Origin of the sequence: Enterobacter sp. Lyrl_3 (assembly GCF_051948675.1) — a bacterium.
GTDB classification, from domain to species: Bacteria; Pseudomonadota; Gammaproteobacteria; order Enterobacterales; family Enterobacteriaceae; genus Enterobacter; species Enterobacter cloacae.
The window spans coordinates 322,107-338,380 of sequence record NZ_JAYJLI010000004.1 but is presented as its reverse complement, the minus strand read 5'-3'; the positions used below and the strand labels follow the sequence as shown (position 1 = coordinate 338,380).

Genomic DNA, 16,274 nt, shown 5'->3' with positions numbered 1-16,274 from the left:
CTGATGGCTCTCACCGATATCAAAGTTAGGACTACCAAGCCCTCCGACAAACCCTTCAAACTCACCGATGGGCAGGGTATGCACCTGCTAATCAATCCCAATGGTTCAAAATACTGGCGACTCCAATACCGTTTCGATGGCAAACAGAAAGTTTTAGCATTGGGTGTTTATCCAATGGTCTCTCTTGGTGAAGCTCGCAGGAAGCGAGATAAAGCCAAAAAGTTGGTATCTGATGGTATCGATCCTTCCGAGAAGAAAAAAGCAGACAAAATCGAGCAGAGCGAAGCCCTGACATTCGAAGCTGTTGCAAGGGATTGGCATACTGCCTGTAAAAGGAAATGGTCAGAATCTCATAGTGAAAGGGTTTTAAAGAGCCTTGAAGATAACCTTTTCTCTTCCATAGGAAAGAGAAAAATAGCCGAGCTTAAAACCAAGGATCTTCTCGTTCCAGTCAAAATTGTTGAGACTTCTGGACGACTAGAAGTAGCTGCTCGTTTGCAACAACGAACCACAGCAATAATGCGATATGCTGTCCAGAACGGGCTGATAGATTACAACCCTGCTCAGGAGATGGCAGGAGCTATTGCGGTAGCTAAAAGAACCCACAGGCCAGCTTTGCCATTCGAACGATTTTCAGAACTCTTAGAGCGAATTGATAACTTCAAAGGTAGGAAACTCACGAAGTTAGCCGTAAAGCTGACATTGCTCATTTTCATTCGTTCCAGTGAACTCAGATTCGCAAGATGGTCGGAAATCGATTTCGAGAATGCTATGTGGACTATTCCCGCTGAACGAGAACCATTACCCGGAGTGAAACATTCGCACCGTGGTTCGAAAATGCGAACTCCACACCTTGTTCCTTTAAGCTGTCAGGCATTGGCTGTGCTGACGGAAATTAAAGAGATCAGCGGTGATCATGAACTTGTGTTCATTGGCGACCATGATTTCAGAAAGCCTATGAGTGAAAATACGGTAAACAAGGCTTTGAGGTCTATGGGCTATGACACAACCGTGGAGGTCTGTGGACATGGATTCAGGGCTATGGCTTGTAGTGCTTTAATTGAATCTGGTTTGTGGTCGAAAGATGCTGTTGAACGGCAAATGAGCCATCAGGAGCGGAACTCAGTTCGTGCTGCCTACATACATAAAGCAGAGCACCTTGATGAGAGAAAGCTTATGTTGCAGTGGTGGGCCGATTACCTTGACCTCCTTAGAATACGACAAGTTTCACCATTTGATTTTAAAAATATTTAACTATGAATAATTAGTTAATTAATCGTTCTCCCTTATCAACCTTGTTAAGGGAGAATTAATTCAAATAAGCAGTGCTAACTCATTCAAGCTTTGAATACTGTGGAGGGATTAATGAAAGTAGTAAGCCCTTATGAAGAATTAAAAAGCTGGTTTAGTCTTGAAAACTATGAGCAGTTAAAATTACTTACAATCAAAGAACTGCATACTGAGCTTGCCTTTAGAGAAGCGATTTTCGACAGTGTAAATTTTGGATGGGAAGATGATAATCAAAATTTAAGGTCTATCCTTGAAGGTAATCCTATTTTAAGCAGACAAGATAATAATCATGGTCATTTTGGCAAGGGCCAAAGACATGTTGCACAGGTCAGCTTTGGTGATATAAAAAAATTAGAGAATAAGTTAATAATGTTTAGCATGGATTTTTTTGAAGAAAATGGCGATTTCAAAAAAGAGTTGAAAAAGAAACCAATAACAAAAACTATGAGAGACTTTTTTCTTAACCAAAATAGCAGCAAGATGTATGTTTCATTTGATTTAGGAATGTCCAGCGATGAAGAAATTATAACAGCCTTACAAACGATGCTACCCATTCTTAGGAAGGAATATGAAATTGAGCCAGTAAAAACAGAAAAAATTGGACTGGCAAAAATAAGAAAACTCGTCGATTACAATATTATCCCAATGATGGATCTATTGATTTGGGCAAAATTTAAAAAAGTAAAAATCTCAAATATGGTCTTGTCTCGTGTCTTGTATCCCGACTTTACAAGTGAGATCAGAGGAGAAGATCACATTAAAGATACAGACAGGCCTGTTGCAGAGAAGACATTGAATGGAGAAACAACCCGTAGTCTCGAATACTTTATCAGCAAAAACAGCCATCTCCTCAACATACCGATTTCTGAACTCGGCTCTTTCTAGTTGTAAATCATCATGTTAATTGTCAAGGGGAGGGCGTAAATATTTTTCTTCCCCAGAATTTCCTTCCATTCTTCCCTCATCTAACTTTTCAGTTATCAGCATTCCCTTCATAGATACAAATCTGTGTGGCTAATATCTCCGTAACGGAAACGGAGGAGACAGCCAAATGAATACAATCAGTCAAAGCTTAATTCGTTTACCAGAAGTATTGAAACGAACTGGTTTCGGCAAAGCCTGGATCTATCGTCTGATCAGTGAAGGTCGGTTTCCGGCACCAGTGAAGATCGGTGTTCGTGCCGTTGCTTTTGTCGAGAGTGAAGTTGACGAGTGGATTCAATCAGTTATCGAAACAAGTCGAAATAATGTTGCTTAGTTAATTTGGGGAGATATGTTATGAATATCGAAGAATTTGTGAGTGAAGATAACCATATGTGCAATTTAGGCGATGATCTTTTTTACAAGATCTTCGAACCCGGAGCAATTTATGATTTACCCAATAACGAATTTAATAAAGAAATCATTTACTGGCTCAGTCAGTACCTTGTAGGAAACTTGAGAGAGCCCTTAGACTCGATCTCTGAGCTTAATATTTTCGAGCAGTTTTATGTTTACGAGACATGGTTCTCGCTAATTAAATGTCCCGTTGAAATGAGAAATCTTTCAAAGCGAATAATTCAATACCAGATTGGGCTGAAAACTCTTTTGTAAAAATGTAAAGTTTGGCACCATATTTTTGCTTAAAACCTTACAAAATAATTTACATTATTTTGGTTGCCGTTTATTAGCAAGGCAGTGAGATAGTTTTCGAAGTATTAGGTGTACATAATGCTATCTAGATCTACCAGATGATAATTTGACAGGAATAATCGTCTATCTCACTGTTTTAATTTAAATAAATGATTCTAACGATTCAAATAAATTTGTAAATCTACGAAATGCTTATTATTAATATATTGGAATTATACTTTTTGTAAGGTTTAGGAGGAAAATATGTGCAGTATTTGTGTAGATTCGTTTATGTTGGAAAATGGTGAGAGGTATTGTCATGTAGTAAATAAAAAAACTGGTGAGCCATTGTATTATCCAAATTTGTATATAACAACACAAGTCAGAAATCGGTCAGAGTCTATATCAACAATGAAAGTTATTGCTGGTAGCATTTCATTGTTATATCGATTCTTTACGAGGAAAGATATCAATATTGATGAAAGAATTCAGAAAAGGATATTTCTGGCTCCTCATGAAATTGATGATTTGATTGAGTTTACTTCATTCAATTTTAAAGGTGGTGTAGATAATGATTTTTGCGTTTCAAATGTCAAAAAACCAACTAAGTATTTTCGGATTACAACAATAGCTAACTATCTGGAATGGTTATGTAAAATACTTCTTTCTCATACAGGTCAGAAAGATACAATCAAAGAGATACTTGTTTTCATTGACAACATAAAAAGAAAAAAACCAAGAAACAATGACAAATATGTTATGGATATCGAAAAGAGCTTAGATAAAGCTCAACTGGATACTTTGTTTAGCATTCTTTCGCCAGGAAGTAACTTGAACCCGTTTACGGAAATAGTACAAAAAAGAAATAACCTAATATTCCTGTTATTACATTGCTTTGGCATGAGAGCCGGTGAACTTTTGAATCTGCGAATTGGTGACATAGATTTTGCAGAATCAACAATAGCAATAAGGAGGAGAGCAAATGATAAAACAGATCCACGAGTTTATCAGCCATTAGTGAAGACTTGTGAGAGGAAGTTAATTGCTGATGCGAACCTTATATATGAAATTTCAGATTATATCTTGAATGATCGTAGGAAAGTCCAAAATGCTAATAAGCATGACTTTCTATTTATTACCTATAAGGAAGGGAAGACTCAAGGGCAACCGCTGTCATTTTCTTCATACCATAAGATAGTGAGTGTTGTTCGTCAATCATCCTCGCTTCTAAGTGGATTAACAGGCCATAAATTACGACACACATGGAATTATGAGTTCTCGAAAACAATAGATAAGGCCAAGGACATATCCGACGAAAAAGAGAAACAAATCCGTTCTTATCTAATGGGATGGATACCAGGTTCAGACACATCAATAATCTATAATCGCAGGCATATTTTTGAGCTATCGAAAAAAACTGCACTTGAGCAGCAAGAGCAGCTATTCAAAGGAGGATTTGATGAATAATTTAATTAAACAAAGCTCTGATAAAATGTCAATTCATGAACAAAAAATCGTCACTTTGATTGAGAGCCATGGAATCAATATTAGAGACTTGATATGTGTTATGAACAAAAGTTTGGTTTGTGGATTTGTGAATACATTACAGTATTATTTTTGTAGTAAAAGCCATTTGTATGTAAAAACAATAGTTAAAAATATGAAGAAGTTTATTAACAATGTTTCTCCTAATTACATTGATGATAAAGTAATAATCCAATATCAAAATATGCAATCAGCAAATAAACCATCATATTTGCGAGGTTTACGGCCATTTTTTACTAAATGGTTTGAATTAGGATACCCCGGAATAGATGAAAGTGCTGTTGAAATAGCAAAGCATTTTGACCTAAAAATAAAAAAAACTGGTCAACCTATATTACAAGATGATCCAACTGTGGGTCCACTGACTAAAGAGGAACACACTTCCTTGATCAAGGCTATGAGTCACGCATATAGCATAGGTGAACTGTCACTGTCAGATTATGCGATATCGCTATTAATAAGTCTTACCGGCAGAAGACCTCAGCAGTTAGTTATGTTGAAATATAAAGACCTTCTTCAAAAGAACTTAGATAATGGTAAAGTAGAATATTTAATTTCAGTACCACGGGTTAAACAAAGGGGTAAACAACTACAATATCGAGAACTACCAATAATCTCAGAGGTTGCATCAATTGTTCAACTTCAAGCTAATCATTCCGTGAGGCTTGTTGAGCAAAACCTTGGCAAAACCCTTGATGATCATGCTAAAGGCAAGGTTCCAGTTTTCTTGAACGAGGAAAAACTGCTTGATTTAGCCGTAATAGATTTTAACTTCCTGGAATCTAATAAAATATATGCAAAACCAACAATTGCTAATCGAGCATTAAAGAATATTGTTAATACTGGGAACTTAATTTCAAATCGTACAGGTTCTCTACTCAATGTTACTCCTCGCAGGCTTCGTTATACAATAGCAACTATGCTGGCTAAGGATGGTCATAATGCCAATACTATAGCTGAATTGTTGGATCATTCTTCTACTTCAAGCACTGGAATTTATATTAAAAATCTTGCTGAGAGTGTTGAAAGGATTGATTCCGCTGTTTCAGAACAATTGTCATTTGTCGCTGAAATTTTTATGAATGGAATAAGGTCAAAAGAGATAACGAATTTCAAGTTTTGCTCTTCTAGAAAATGCCAAATTCAGAATTTAAATGTAAATTTTTCTTGTAATGAATGTGCTTTCTTTATGCCAGTTGATATTGACGAGGTAAATCCACGATGAACAATATTATTTTGTTTAAATCTAAAAAAGAAATTACGGCTGAAAACAATTATAATGACTTCATAAGTTTTTGCCGCTATCAACTATCAGGACTCACCCAAACTCATGATTGGGAACAATATGTCTGGAAAGGGTATATAACTTTTAGAAAGATAGGGGTTGGACATAAAGCATTTAACTCCAAAGATGCAATGCATGAAGATTTTCTCGATTTTGCAAAAGCATATATCAGATATCAACACTCATTGAAACCCTTGAAAAACTATGGGGCTACAATGATGGCTTTGAGATGTCTCGAACAGGCTCTTTTGCAGGTTCTGAACAGTGGTCTCATTTATAATGTTACAGCCGTTGTTTTTGATGAGGCAATGCAAATCGGAAGTAAATATTTTGAAGGTAATGTTCTCGCTCAATGTGGGATACAACTTGAAAAATTATCAAAATTTCTATCTGAACATAACCTGGTGAAATCAGGATACATATCCTGGAAAAACCATGTGAAGCAGAAGGTCAAAAACAACTATCTTCCTGAGATCGAGGACTATCACAGAAACGATAAGTTACCAGATGAATCAGCATTACTTGCTATTGCTGATATTTTTTCTAAAAATGATGAGCTACTGAGTCCAAGGGATAAATTCACCAGTTCAGTATTTGCACTTCTGCTTTGTTGTCCGAGCAGAATTTCTGAGATTTTAGCCTTACCTGCTGATTGTGAGATTACACAAAAAGATGAGAAGGGTGTCGAAAGATATGGTCTGAGATTCTATTCGGTTAAGGGGTATGGCCCTAATATCAAGTGGATTCCACAGGTTATGATACCAGTTGCGAAGAAAGCGATTAGAAGATTGCTTTCCTTATCACAAAATGCAAGGGCGTTTGCTCAATGGTGCGAAAAATATCCTGATAAATTTTACCAACATGAACTTTGCCCAAAAGTTGATGAAAAATCAAAGTTGACAGTTATACAGGTTTGTCATGCACTTGGCTACCCTTTACATGATCACAAATCTTGCGTTCTAAAAATCAAAAAGACAAGTCTGGATGGTAGGAAAAGTTTCTTAAACCCCAATGATTATAACTATTCATTGAATGATTTATGGGAAATGATTATCTCTGGTTTTAGTAAAGACTTTCCTTGGTATGATGAAGAAAAATCTATAAGATTTAGTAATGCATTATGTTTATTGAATCCTCGCCAATTTTCCTTATCCCAAATGAGCGATATCTATTCATTTTATAAACCTACTAAAGGATTCTTTTTTAAAGACATACAAGATAAAACAAGTAATGAGTCTGGATTTAAAAATATTTTCGCCCGATACGGATATTATTATATTGAAGGAAAACCACTACTTATTCGCTCACACCAACCAAGACATCTTTTAAACACAATAGCCCATTATGGTGAAATGTCTGAACTGGATATAGCTAAATGGTCTGGTCGTGTCAATGTGAATCAGAACAGAGTTTATAATCACGTGTCAGAAGAAGATATGTTAGATAAAATCAAAACTATTAAATTGAGCATGAAAAATTATTGTCAAAGGAAGTCCATACCCACAAATGAATTGACAGTTGATTTTGATAACCTGAATCAAGGAGCAATTCACTTAACCGAATTTGGCTACTGTGTGCATAACTATTTAGTTCGTCCTTGTACTAAAATCAATGAATTTATAGAATATAATAATGAAACCCTGGAAATGAAATCAATAGATAGAATTAGACTTGAATCTATCCGAGAAAAAGTAACAAAACTGAAGAGTATAACGCAGACCGCTTATGAAAATGGTGATTATGGTGCAGACAAATGGCTGCAACACCATGAAAAAAATCTGGAAAGAATTAATAAGCTTTTGAATAATTAAAATAGGAGATACTTATGGCAAAACATTTGAACAGGAGTGAAATAAAAGCAATTAAACACATTATACTGACTTGGGACGGTAAAATCACATGGAGTGATTTATGTGAATCAGTGTATAAGAATCTAAACAGAACTATCACAAGGCAATCTTTAAGTGCTCATGATGAAGTTGTTGAAGCATATAGAATAAAGAAAAGTTTGTCCAATTTGAAAAAATCTGGTCTAAAGAAACCAGCTAACTTAACTATTGCGGCACAACAAATAATAAACCTTAAAGCCGAAAACGAAATGTTGAAAAAACAGAACAATAGATACAAAGAGCAATTTAGCTATTGGCAGTATAATGCTTATAGACACGGTCTTACTATGGAACAGTTGAATAGGCCATTTAATAAAAAATAATATTTGATAGGTTACACCTATTGACAAGTTTAATAAATGCGATAAATATAAATATATGGTCAGGAAGACTATTTAACTAATGCAAGGATGCATTTTATGGACAAAAACATTATCTATCCAGAGTTTACTCTGGAAGAGCAACTTATCATTATCGTTGATAAATATATTTCAAAACGATACCAGCCAGGTGATAAAAGTTTCTCATACCAGCTTTACTTAATTTTTGTGGGATACCATTTGAAGTATTTCTACCCTGAAAGGATTTATTCCAAATCCAATCGTAATATTGATAACATAATGACTATGTTTAGCTCGGTATACAAAAGTCTTACAAGCAATCTACTACAAAGATTAAACAATAAGGAAGCTGTTATCAGGGAGCTAAACTCGCTTGTTAATTACATCGATAATAATCAAGAAAAAGCAGAAGAAATCTCTGCTACTGTCAAAGCACAATATGAAATGAAAGTAATTGAGAAAGAGTTAACCTATGAAGTTCGCGTAAGAACCGCCAGGTTATAGGCAATAAAAAGCCCCTATGCAGGGGCTAAAAGACTTCTTGATATAGGCTACTACTGAACTTCTTTCCAGACACCATCAGATTTGATTAGTTTTACTGGTTTTGTTTGTTTCATATTACTAATAGAGGCATCGACAATGCAGTTATAAACATTGTTTGCTTCTTCTGTGCAACTAACTTTCTTCACGTAATCGATTCTTAAAAGATCTTTTTCTGTAACTCTTGAATCAAGAGCTTTCATACTTGTATTTGTTCTATCTACAACACTTTTGAAAACATTGTATATATCGTCTTGCGATGGTTCATTGTTACATGCGGTTAGAAGGAAGGTGGTAATGATAACTGTGATAATTGAGTATATTTTCATTTTCTTATCCAAAAAACAATTAATTAAGAATGCCAGTTTTGGTGTTGTTATTGTCAGAGGAAAAAGTCCATTTACTTACAGTCTCTCCCTTGAAGTCGATTTCAAGAGTTTTAGACTGAGTTTGGGAACCGCCAGTAAACAGCCCCACAACTGGAATGAAAGTCGTTGCATTGAACTGATTGTTAGACATGAAATATTTCCACTGCTCATTTCCGTCATCGAGTGTGGTTCTTGTATCAGGCTCACCTAACTTAGTGAGTAATTCCGTCTTAGTTGTTTTGTTTTTAATGATCTTTGACTGGAGGCTTTGTGGTGTTTCGTTTTTAAGGTTCTGGTTCCCTGATGTTGAACAGCCAGAAAGCAGGAAGACAATAATAAAAAAAGAGGCCGTTATAAATCGGTTCATTTGCTTTCTCATTTTATGTTAGCGGTGGTGTGAAATTAATTTCACCGTATAAAAACAACTCTGTCTGCATACATCTTTTTAATTTTATAGATAAGAATAATGATGCTTACGAAAAACGTAATGACTGATACAAGAGTGCTGCCGGTCCACGAGAATACTAACCACGCGAGACCAAATGCCACGAATTGAAACAGGAATGCCACACTGAGCGGGCTTTCACCGTAAGCGACCTTTGCATGACAGCCTTTACAAATCCGCACGCCATGAGGACTTTGTGTAAAGCAGAACGGGCACTTTATTGTTTCGTCTTTCATATCAACCCCAGGGTTGCAGATTAAATGGTGCGTTTACAGAGATTCTCGATGACCGACTCGCTTTAGTAAAATTGCTTGTACCGATCGATGATTGTTACTTGATAGTTATTGTCTATCATAACTAGATTATCGATCTGTAATAACGATCAATATTTTCTTGACTAAACACAAATCTATTACTAGAGAATAGAGTGTGGTTACGATAGATGTTTACAACTAGCTGTCTATAAACGAATTTTTCTCGCCTTGTTTAAAGGTTGGATTACATGAATTTTTGAGAAGTGTGTGTGGGTTTTGTGAAGAATGGACTTCCCATAGCTTCTGAGAAGCTCTGCGAGCCTTCTGAGAAAAGGAATCCAGCCGATAAGCCTGAGATGCTTTTGCTGTTGTACTGAGTTTTTTTGAAGAATCTTTTCTACGATTTCGTTTCTTCTGTCTTCTTTGAGTCGTAGTTCGAGTTCAGCAATTTTTTCACTTATGCTTTCCTTTGAAATATCCGTTGTTGAAACATCTTTTGCAGGAGCAGGAGCAGGAGCAGGAGCAGGAGCAGGAGCAGGAGCAGGAGCAGGAGCAGCAGGTTGGTCTTTTATCGATATGTCGCTTCGCAGAGCTTCTAAGTGGTCGAGGTTGTAGTTAAGCCGATTACTGAGATTTGCCCAGGAGTAGCTCTTGCCCAATTGCGAAGCTTTGAAAGCTATGCCTGTGTATTCGAAAGAGAAGCCGTTCATTTTACCGGTAGAGGCAATATTGGCCTTCCAGGATACTTCAGCTTCTTCCAGCCTCTTGATAAAAGTTAGAAGGTCCGGCTTATCAGATAAACTTTTATCAAGTATCTGCTGCAGAGCTTCTCTTGGTGAAAGCACCCCAGTTCGTTCCGATAGCATTTGTTCGTTACGAGAGATTCTTTTTCGCTTCTGTTGCTTTGGTGTAATGGAAGGTGCTGTCTTAGTCACTGTCAGACCGTGAGCGATTTCGAGTTCACTAATGATCCGGGTACTGATGAGGTTTTCGTTTCTGCCAAGGTATAGCTTATCAGCATAGAGGTCTATCCTGCTTGCAATGATATGTATGTGCTGGCCGGCAGAATCGTCATGTAGAACATAGCAGCGGAGATGGGTCTCATTGAACCCCATCTTCTTCATATAGTCGTCAGCTATCTTTGCCCATTGGTCATTCGATAATGATTCACCATCAGGTAAGCGAAGCGAGTTGTGCCATACTGGTTTCTGGACATCTGGCCGAAGCTGCTTGGTGCCATCAAATTCAGCAATCAGTTCATGGACCGTGTCACCCAGCATATTGCCCCCGATTACGATTGGATCACTTTTATGATGTGCTCCCGGCTTCAATGCATATTGAACAACACCTGTGAAGCTCTTACCCCTTTTGATCTTCTGCATACCCTTCATAGGATTTGCTCCATATGTCAGCATTTAGCAGGTGCTGGCGAAGCTCTTCCAGTTGTCGCTTCACTGCAAACAATTCAGTCTGAGTAAGCTGACTGTCTTTGCTTTTACCATCTATATGAGCGGCAATACGATTCAACTTTTGTAATATGTCAGATAAAGCTCTCCATGCTTCGATGTTGATCTCAGGAATAATGGAGGGCACTTTATGTAGGAAAGCCATGCGGAGCCATTCGCCTTTTTTGTAACTTCCTCGATTCACATTGAGAATCTCTAATTCCTTATTATTTAACCTAACACTGATGCAATATATTCTTTTAGATAAATTTTCAGGCTTTAGTATGTTGTAGCAAGATACGGCCTCGTGTTTATAATGTTGTTTCATTTCCCCTTCCTTAGGCTAAAAAATTACACACATATATATATTGCATGGTTTAGATATAGCGTCAAATTTTAGTCATCAATAATTCATTTATATATTACATCTCTCAACAATATAACAAGTGAATTTATTACGAATCATATGGTTTTTAAGGAACACAAGCTATGATTAAATTTAAATTATAGAACTATTATAATTAACTCTACAAAAGAAAGGTATATACAAAGTTCGAGTGTAGGTGTTATAATGTGGTTAGAAGACGGAGGGTTCTATGAACAATCTTTACAATAGCAATAATAATGATTATTTTGGGATGGTTTCCTCTGAGAGAGGTTTTCAAACGAAAAATATTTCTATGTCTGTTTCTGGAATTATTGAGCAGATTAACCATGACCGATTGGACTTACAATTAGCAATTAAACATACAAATGATTGGACCGTTCTTAAATCGAGTAAGTTAATCGAATCCGTTCTAGTCGGCTTTCCTCTTCAGAATATCTACTGTGAAGAAAATCAGTACGGCAATCTATTACTTTTAGATGGAACTCAAATTATAAACTCTTTATATAGATTCCATCGAGGACAGTTTGCACTTAAAGGGTTAAGCATTCGAAAAGAGCTAAACGGGAAAAAGATATTTGATTTAGATTATCGCGATTATAATTTACTAATGGATAGATATTTAATAAATATGATTATAATCAACTATGATAGTGATAATTTGCTTAAATATGAGTTTTGCAAGCGTGTCAACTCAAATAATAATAACTTCCCAATACAAAATGCGCGAAACTATGCATATCCTGAAATGAAGTCTGCTATACGATCTTTGAGGGAAAGAACTTATGATATTATTTCATTTTATGATGAACATAAAGGGATTAGACGTAATAATTTACGAATCAAGCAGAGGGCAGAAATAGATCAACTTTTCTTGTTTTTATTTATGCTTGCATTTTTGCAGTTTAAGTTAATAAATATCCATGACCAAGATTTAACTATCAGTGAAGTTTTAGATATTTCTGCAAATTATTATGAAAATAATAGGCAAGCAAGAGGAGTGGAAGGGTATGTGTATCGTAAAATACGAGATATGTTCCAACTCATCGAATATAAAAATATAGCTTTGGATATGGACTCTTCATCTTTATCATCGTATTCATCGTTAAACAAAAATTATAAACATACTCTATTAGACGACTCTGATTATATTTTAAATGCAAATTCATTTATACATATTTTCTATAACTATTTATTAAATGAAGATATTAGCAAACGAACACTAATTAGGCTGAAAAATAGTTCTAAAACACCAAACTATTTAGATGTGAAAGCATCATTTATTGATACATTCGAAGAGATTTGACATGATAAAAAAAATTAACTTAAAAAATATTAAGTGTTTTCAGGATGTTACATTTGAGTTTGCTCCCTTAACCGTATTTTGCGGGGCCAACTCTGCAGGAAAGTCAACTGCTATTCAATGCTTGCTGCTATTAAAGCAAAGTTTTGATATACATAGCTTTGAAGAAAAAAAATTAAACTTATCAGGTCCCTTATTCTCTGTTGGACATGTTCAGGATTTAGTTGCTCAACAAGCTATCAGTGATACGATTAGCATCAAGGTTGATGATTCCGTATATGAATCACAATTGTTAAAGAATATTGATCAAAATTCTTATCTTTTACCATTGAAATCAGAAAACATCGGTATCCATCCTTTTCTTAATAACGCTTTCCACTATTTGAATGCTTATAGGCTTTCGCCACAGAATAGTTATGATGTCAACTTTGATTCAGACAAAATAGATTTTGGAATATATGGTCAATATGCCGTTGCCGAACTAGAACGTTTAAGATTGGAACCAGCATTAAATCAAGATTTAGCCAGAAAAACAGTCTTACTTACACAAAAACTATTGGGGACAAATATAAGTGAAGTAGCTAAAGAGTCTTTTGAAGACTCTGATAAAAATAATGATTTTTTGAATTTCGATGAAATCATTGACGAAACATCAATAGATTCATTCATCAATGGTAAAAAAAATAACGAGAATATAATTAAATCTGAAAGTAATTCTTCCGATCAAAAAGTATATGGCTTAGAAGTCGCTGTAAAAGAAACAATGAAGAGGATTTCTAAAGGTTTTGATATTAAATTAGAGCCCCATAATTCCTTAGATAAAGTTTCACATAGTTACGGTTCCATAGAAGCAAAAAGAGCAGTTAGACCAGTGAATACTGGTTTTGGTATAAGCTATGTTTTACCTATTGTAGTTGCTGCATTGTGTACTCCACCTGGGGGGATATTGATTGTAGAGAACCCTGAGGTCCATCTCCATCCAGCCGCTCAATCGCAGTTGGCTAATTTTCTAGCCCATACTTCACAAACAGGTGTACAAGTTATTATTGAAACCCATAGTGATCATATAATCAATGGAATTCGTTTATTTGCAAAAGATTGTAATTTGAACGAGGACCAAGTAGTAATAAATAACATTAGATCTGAGCACGATAAAAAAATCGTTACTGCAATTAGAGTTTCTAAAAATGGTAGCCTTTCTGATTACGATGATGGATTCTTTGATCAGGCAGAAAAGGATTTGATGAGGTTATTTGAATGAAATTATATGTGAATGATTGCTCTTTTAATGGTCAAGCGAAAAGCAGGGAAGAAGCTGTAGATATTCTGATGGAGGTAGTAAAAATATTTTATCACTGCAAAACCTTTTGCTGTGCTAAGAAAAGCTCAATCCATCCAGAAGTGAAAAATGCAAAAATATGGGATGAAATTACCATATTAGAGATTTTGCATGACATGAAAAATTATGAGAAAGATAAAAAAAGGGCTATATTAGAGGTTTTTTGTAGAAGTCCACATTATAGTAAAAATAAACATGTTGATGGTGAGACCATACGAGATCTTGATGGCAATGATCTGAGTGGTACATGTTTTGATTCAGCTTCAATTTCAAAATGTGGTGCAATCGTTGTATCTGCTCAAAACTCAGATAAATATAATGATTATGATATTGAAGTTCAAAGCAGCATCTCCGGAAGAAGAAAAATTATTAACTTGACGAGATATTCCGATTCATTAAATGTCAATTGGATTTATGAACCTAACCCAAAACATAAAAAGCTACCTCTAGATTTAGGAAAATTCGTTGTTAGTGAAATGGATTTAGATATTAACGAAGCTCAAAATGCACTTACAAATGGCGTTTTTGTTAGTAAGAAAGTAATCAGTAAGTATAAAGACACATGGTATTGTTTCCCTTATCATGAGGAATCTGTTTTTCACGGCTATAAAATAAATTTAAAACAAAATGATGCTGTTCATAGTTTAGTTGATGAAATACTTAGTCGAGTAAATTATGAACCCCGTGGTCAAATATTTTATGGCTATGTTTGAATATCTAGTTTTGAAGCTATTAGAATTTTATATTCTACAATAAAGTTTTTCTGTAATCTTTTTCGATAGCATAGAAGAAAAAGCAAGGGACTAAGGGAAGCATCGCTTCCCTTAGTTAGCCCTTGCTTTATGCAATAAATGCATTAGCTTGGATTAGATTTCGATTTTAAATTTTCCTTCTTTGTAAGAAAACTTGTAATTATTAGTGATTCAATGTCAGCAATAATGCTTTTTCTGTGTTCGAAAGTACTTTGTAATATATCATTAAGTAAGTTTTTTTCTAAATTCAAATCTACTGGGTCCGTATCGTTCGGATTATAACTCTCTGTATTTATTGAAAAGTCTTCAAGGTATAGATTATTGAGTTCTGAATAGTTGATTTGTGTTTCTTCAGATGATTCACCGGTCACTTTCTCATTTGAGATTATAGAAATACTAATTCTCTGGGGAGTTTTATATTTATCTGGAATATCTATAGTTTTTTTATTTAAATTATTATATTTACATTTTTCCAGTGCAGATTTGTAATTATAGTATAAGATGGGTTTTACTTTTCTGCATTTATCAGAAACAACATACACTGAAACAAAACCTTTTTCGCATAAACTTTCTAGAATAAATTGCTTTCTAATACTTGGTAAAAAAGGAAAATAAAAATCAGGAACACATACTCTGATGACATAAAATCTTTTTGAAACCATGGGTATACTCCTTTTTATATCGTAATAGTTAGTCTAAATCTTTTTTAAATAACAATCAAAATGTTTTTGTTGGTGATTGACAATGTAATAGGAAGCTATATAACTAAAATAAATTAAGACATAAGGCGGGAATAAAAATGCGAGAGGAATTAAATCGTTTAGTAAAGAATATATCATTCGATCATAATTATAATAAGATTTATATCTGCGAAAGGCGCAAAATATATTTAAATAACATGAAGTTAATTGGCAGGTCTATTGATGTTATAAAGCGTCATAACTGTTTTATGAGTGTTGGTGATGCTGGTTTTATTCTTTCAGTAATAAAACTAATGAAGTCCAATGGCATTGATGATGTTTATTTTGAGATTAAAAACGATTTTGTTGTTTTTTTTGATGTCCCTCAATCTTGTCAAATTAATGAAGACTACTTTAACCTATCTGAAATAAATTCATTCGCAAATAAAAGTATATCCAAAATAGTAAAGTCCGCGAGATTTGAACATACTAGATTAGTTGATTTTTTATCATTGTATGAACCTAAAACAGCATTATATTTTTTACAATACATTAGATATAATCGGATGCTTAGTTTATGTGAGATAGACAATGTTTTATATAAATATATTCTTAAATTAGATAAGGAAATTGGTTTCAGTAACTTGAATAACTTTCGATACATCAGCAATGCTGTGAGATATCTTTTCTCTTTAACTGAGATTGAGATTGAATCAAAAATTAATTAACAGTGCTATATGTCTCAAGCAGTATTAGATTAAGTATTATACTAATTAAGATTTATTTTTTATCACAAGTGCAG

General features: G+C 34.7%; 19 protein-coding genes. 13 read left to right on the top strand and 6 right to left on the bottom strand.

What is annotated here, in order from left to right; translation table 11 throughout:
- Positions 1 to 3 precede the first annotated feature (3 nt).
- The 9 genes from VF709_RS11525 (at position 4) to VF709_RS11485 (ending at position 8,465) form a co-directional block, all read left to right on the top strand.
- Positions 4 to 1,254 (top strand): tyrosine-type recombinase/integrase, encoded by a 1,251-nt coding sequence (locus tag VF709_RS11525; RefSeq protein WP_440231628.1) that lies wholly within the window; start codon positions 4 to 6, stop codon positions 1,252 to 1,254.
- 111 nt (positions 1,255 to 1,365) lie between these two features.
- Positions 1,366 to 2,175 (top strand): DUF6387 family protein, encoded by an 810-nt coding sequence (locus tag VF709_RS11520; protein ID WP_440231626.1) that lies wholly within the window; start codon positions 1,366 to 1,368, stop codon positions 2,173 to 2,175.
- A 166-nt stretch (positions 2,176 to 2,341) separates the two neighbouring features.
- Positions 2,342 to 2,548 carry a helix-turn-helix transcriptional regulator gene (locus VF709_RS11515; protein WP_440231624.1) on the top strand — a complete coding sequence of 69 codons (207 nt, stop codon included), beginning with the start codon at positions 2,342 to 2,344 and terminating at the stop codon, positions 2,546 to 2,548.
- Between the two features lie 20 nt (positions 2,549 to 2,568).
- The gene (locus VF709_RS11510) at positions 2,569 to 2,883 is read left to right on the top strand and encodes a hypothetical protein (RefSeq protein ID WP_181216111.1); all 315 of its coding nucleotides are present in this window, start codon (positions 2,569 to 2,571) and stop codon (positions 2,881 to 2,883) included.
- A 282-nt stretch (positions 2,884 to 3,165) separates the two neighbouring features.
- Positions 3,166 to 4,368, top strand: a complete 1,203-nt coding sequence (locus VF709_RS11505; RefSeq protein ID WP_440231621.1) for a tyrosine-type recombinase/integrase — start codon at positions 3,166 to 3,168, stop codon at positions 4,366 to 4,368.
- The gene (locus tag VF709_RS11500; protein ID WP_440231620.1) at positions 4,361 to 5,671 is read left to right on the top strand and encodes a tyrosine-type recombinase/integrase; all 1,311 of its coding nucleotides are present in this window, start codon (positions 4,361 to 4,363) and stop codon (positions 5,669 to 5,671) included. The genes VF709_RS11505 and VF709_RS11500 overlap by 8 nt, the downstream gene beginning before the upstream one ends.
- The gene (locus tag VF709_RS11495; RefSeq protein WP_440231618.1) at positions 5,668 to 7,542 is read left to right on the top strand and encodes a DNA-binding protein; all 1,875 of its coding nucleotides are present in this window, start codon (positions 5,668 to 5,670) and stop codon (positions 7,540 to 7,542) included. The genes VF709_RS11500 and VF709_RS11495 overlap by 4 nt, the downstream gene beginning before the upstream one ends.
- A gap of 14 nt (positions 7,543 to 7,556) precedes the next feature.
- A complete protein-coding gene (locus VF709_RS11490) occupies positions 7,557 to 7,943 on the top strand; it encodes a hypothetical protein (protein ID WP_001062149.1) in 387 nt (128 codons plus the stop codon).
- Between the two features lie 96 nt (positions 7,944 to 8,039).
- Positions 8,040 to 8,465: a hypothetical protein gene (locus VF709_RS11485; protein ID WP_440231615.1), complete on the top strand. Its 426-nt coding sequence runs from the start codon at positions 8,040 to 8,042 to the stop codon at positions 8,463 to 8,465.
- A gap of 50 nt (positions 8,466 to 8,515) precedes the next feature.
- Here the strand turns inward: VF709_RS11485 and VF709_RS11480 are convergent, their stop codons facing one another.
- The 5 genes from VF709_RS11480 to VF709_RS11460 form a co-directional block, all read right to left on the bottom strand.
- Positions 8,516 to 8,830 carry a hypothetical protein gene (locus VF709_RS11480; RefSeq protein WP_000708681.1) on the bottom strand — a complete coding sequence of 105 codons (315 nt, stop codon included), beginning with the start codon at positions 8,828 to 8,830 and terminating at the stop codon, positions 8,516 to 8,518.
- A gap of 19 nt (positions 8,831 to 8,849) precedes the next feature.
- Positions 8,850 to 9,236 carry a hypothetical protein gene (locus VF709_RS11475; RefSeq protein WP_039102439.1) on the bottom strand — a complete coding sequence of 129 codons (387 nt, stop codon included), beginning with the start codon at positions 9,234 to 9,236 and terminating at the stop codon, positions 8,850 to 8,852.
- Between the two features lie 41 nt (positions 9,237 to 9,277).
- Positions 9,278 to 9,550, bottom strand: a complete 273-nt coding sequence (locus tag VF709_RS11470; RefSeq protein ID WP_039102438.1) for a hypothetical protein — start codon at positions 9,548 to 9,550, stop codon at positions 9,278 to 9,280.
- Positions 9,551 to 9,774: 224 nt separating this feature from the next.
- A complete protein-coding gene (locus VF709_RS11465) occupies positions 9,775 to 10,959 on the bottom strand; it encodes a relaxase/mobilization nuclease domain-containing protein (protein WP_440231612.1) in 1,185 nt (394 codons plus the stop codon).
- Complete coding sequence (locus VF709_RS11460) at positions 10,928 to 11,341, bottom strand: hypothetical protein (RefSeq protein WP_440231610.1); 414 nt, start codon at positions 11,339 to 11,341, stop codon at positions 10,928 to 10,930. Before VF709_RS11460 ends, VF709_RS11465 begins: the two co-directional genes overlap by 32 nt.
- Positions 11,342 to 11,609: 268 nt before the next feature.
- On the opposite strand from VF709_RS11460, the gene VF709_RS11455 reads away from it, so the two are divergent.
- The 3 genes from VF709_RS11455 to VF709_RS11445 are packed head-to-tail and all read left to right on the top strand — an operon-like array spanning position 11,610 to position 14,753.
- Positions 11,610 to 12,704 (top strand): DUF262 domain-containing protein, encoded by a 1,095-nt coding sequence (locus tag VF709_RS11455; RefSeq protein WP_440231608.1) that lies wholly within the window; start codon positions 11,610 to 11,612, stop codon positions 12,702 to 12,704.
- Between the two features lies 1 nt (position 12,705).
- On the top strand, positions 12,706 to 13,962 hold the full coding sequence (locus VF709_RS11450) for an AAA family ATPase (protein ID WP_440231607.1): 1,257 nt from the start codon (positions 12,706 to 12,708) through the stop codon (positions 13,960 to 13,962).
- A complete protein-coding gene (locus tag VF709_RS11445; protein WP_440231605.1) occupies positions 13,959 to 14,753 on the top strand; it encodes a hypothetical protein in 795 nt (264 codons plus the stop codon). The genes VF709_RS11450 and VF709_RS11445 overlap by 4 nt, the downstream gene beginning before the upstream one ends.
- Positions 14,754 to 14,896: 143 nt before the next feature.
- Here VF709_RS11445 and VF709_RS11440 read toward each other — a convergent pair whose 3' ends face one another.
- Positions 14,897 to 15,454 (bottom strand): hypothetical protein, encoded by a 558-nt coding sequence (locus tag VF709_RS11440; protein WP_440231603.1) that lies wholly within the window; start codon positions 15,452 to 15,454, stop codon positions 14,897 to 14,899.
- A gap of 287 nt (positions 15,455 to 15,741) precedes the next feature.
- Between VF709_RS11440 and VF709_RS11435 the strand changes: the two genes are divergently transcribed.
- On the top strand, positions 15,742 to 16,200 hold the full coding sequence (locus tag VF709_RS11435; protein WP_440231602.1) for a hypothetical protein: 459 nt from the start codon (positions 15,742 to 15,744) through the stop codon (positions 16,198 to 16,200).
- Positions 16,201 to 16,274: the final 74 nt, after the last annotated feature.

Bases quoted from the DNA above. Each gene is read 5' to 3' on its own strand.
- VF709_RS11525 (WP_440231628.1), top strand. From the start codon at position 4: ATGGCTCTCACCGATATCAAAGTTAGGACTACCAAGCCCTCCGACAAA.
- VF709_RS11520 (WP_440231626.1), top strand. From the start codon at position 1,366: ATGAAAGTAGTAAGCCCTTATGAAGAATTAAAAAGCTGGTTTAGTCTT.
- VF709_RS11515 (WP_440231624.1), top strand. From the start codon at position 2,342: ATGAATACAATCAGTCAAAGCTTAATTCGTTTACCAGAAGTATTGAAA.
- VF709_RS11510 (WP_181216111.1), top strand. From the start codon at position 2,569: ATGAATATCGAAGAATTTGTGAGTGAAGATAACCATATGTGCAATTTA.
- VF709_RS11505 (WP_440231621.1), top strand. From the start codon at position 3,166: ATGTGCAGTATTTGTGTAGATTCGTTTATGTTGGAAAATGGTGAGAGG.
- VF709_RS11500 (WP_440231620.1), top strand. From the start codon at position 4,361: ATGAATAATTTAATTAAACAAAGCTCTGATAAAATGTCAATTCATGAA.
- VF709_RS11495 (WP_440231618.1), top strand. From the start codon at position 5,668: ATGAACAATATTATTTTGTTTAAATCTAAAAAAGAAATTACGGCTGAA.
- VF709_RS11490 (WP_001062149.1), top strand. From the start codon at position 7,557: ATGGCAAAACATTTGAACAGGAGTGAAATAAAAGCAATTAAACACATT.
- VF709_RS11485 (WP_440231615.1), top strand. From the start codon at position 8,040: ATGGACAAAAACATTATCTATCCAGAGTTTACTCTGGAAGAGCAACTT.
- VF709_RS11480 (WP_000708681.1), bottom strand. From the start codon at position 8,830: ATGAAAATATACTCAATTATCACAGTTATCATTACCACCTTCCTTCTA.
- VF709_RS11475 (WP_039102439.1), bottom strand. From the start codon at position 9,236: ATGAACCGATTTATAACGGCCTCTTTTTTTATTATTGTCTTCCTGCTT.
- VF709_RS11470 (WP_039102438.1), bottom strand. From the start codon at position 9,550: ATGAAAGACGAAACAATAAAGTGCCCGTTCTGCTTTACACAAAGTCCT.
- VF709_RS11465 (WP_440231612.1), bottom strand. From the start codon at position 10,959: ATGAAGGGTATGCAGAAGATCAAAAGGGGTAAGAGCTTCACAGGTGTT.
- VF709_RS11460 (WP_440231610.1), bottom strand. From the start codon at position 11,341: ATGAAACAACATTATAAACACGAGGCCGTATCTTGCTACAACATACTA.
- VF709_RS11455 (WP_440231608.1), top strand. From the start codon at position 11,610: ATGAACAATCTTTACAATAGCAATAATAATGATTATTTTGGGATGGTT.
- VF709_RS11450 (WP_440231607.1), top strand. From the start codon at position 12,706: ATGATAAAAAAAATTAACTTAAAAAATATTAAGTGTTTTCAGGATGTT.
- VF709_RS11445 (WP_440231605.1), top strand. From the start codon at position 13,959: ATGAAATTATATGTGAATGATTGCTCTTTTAATGGTCAAGCGAAAAGC.
- VF709_RS11440 (WP_440231603.1), bottom strand. From the start codon at position 15,454: ATGGTTTCAAAAAGATTTTATGTCATCAGAGTATGTGTTCCTGATTTT.
- VF709_RS11435 (WP_440231602.1), top strand. From the start codon at position 15,742: ATGAGTGTTGGTGATGCTGGTTTTATTCTTTCAGTAATAAAACTAATG.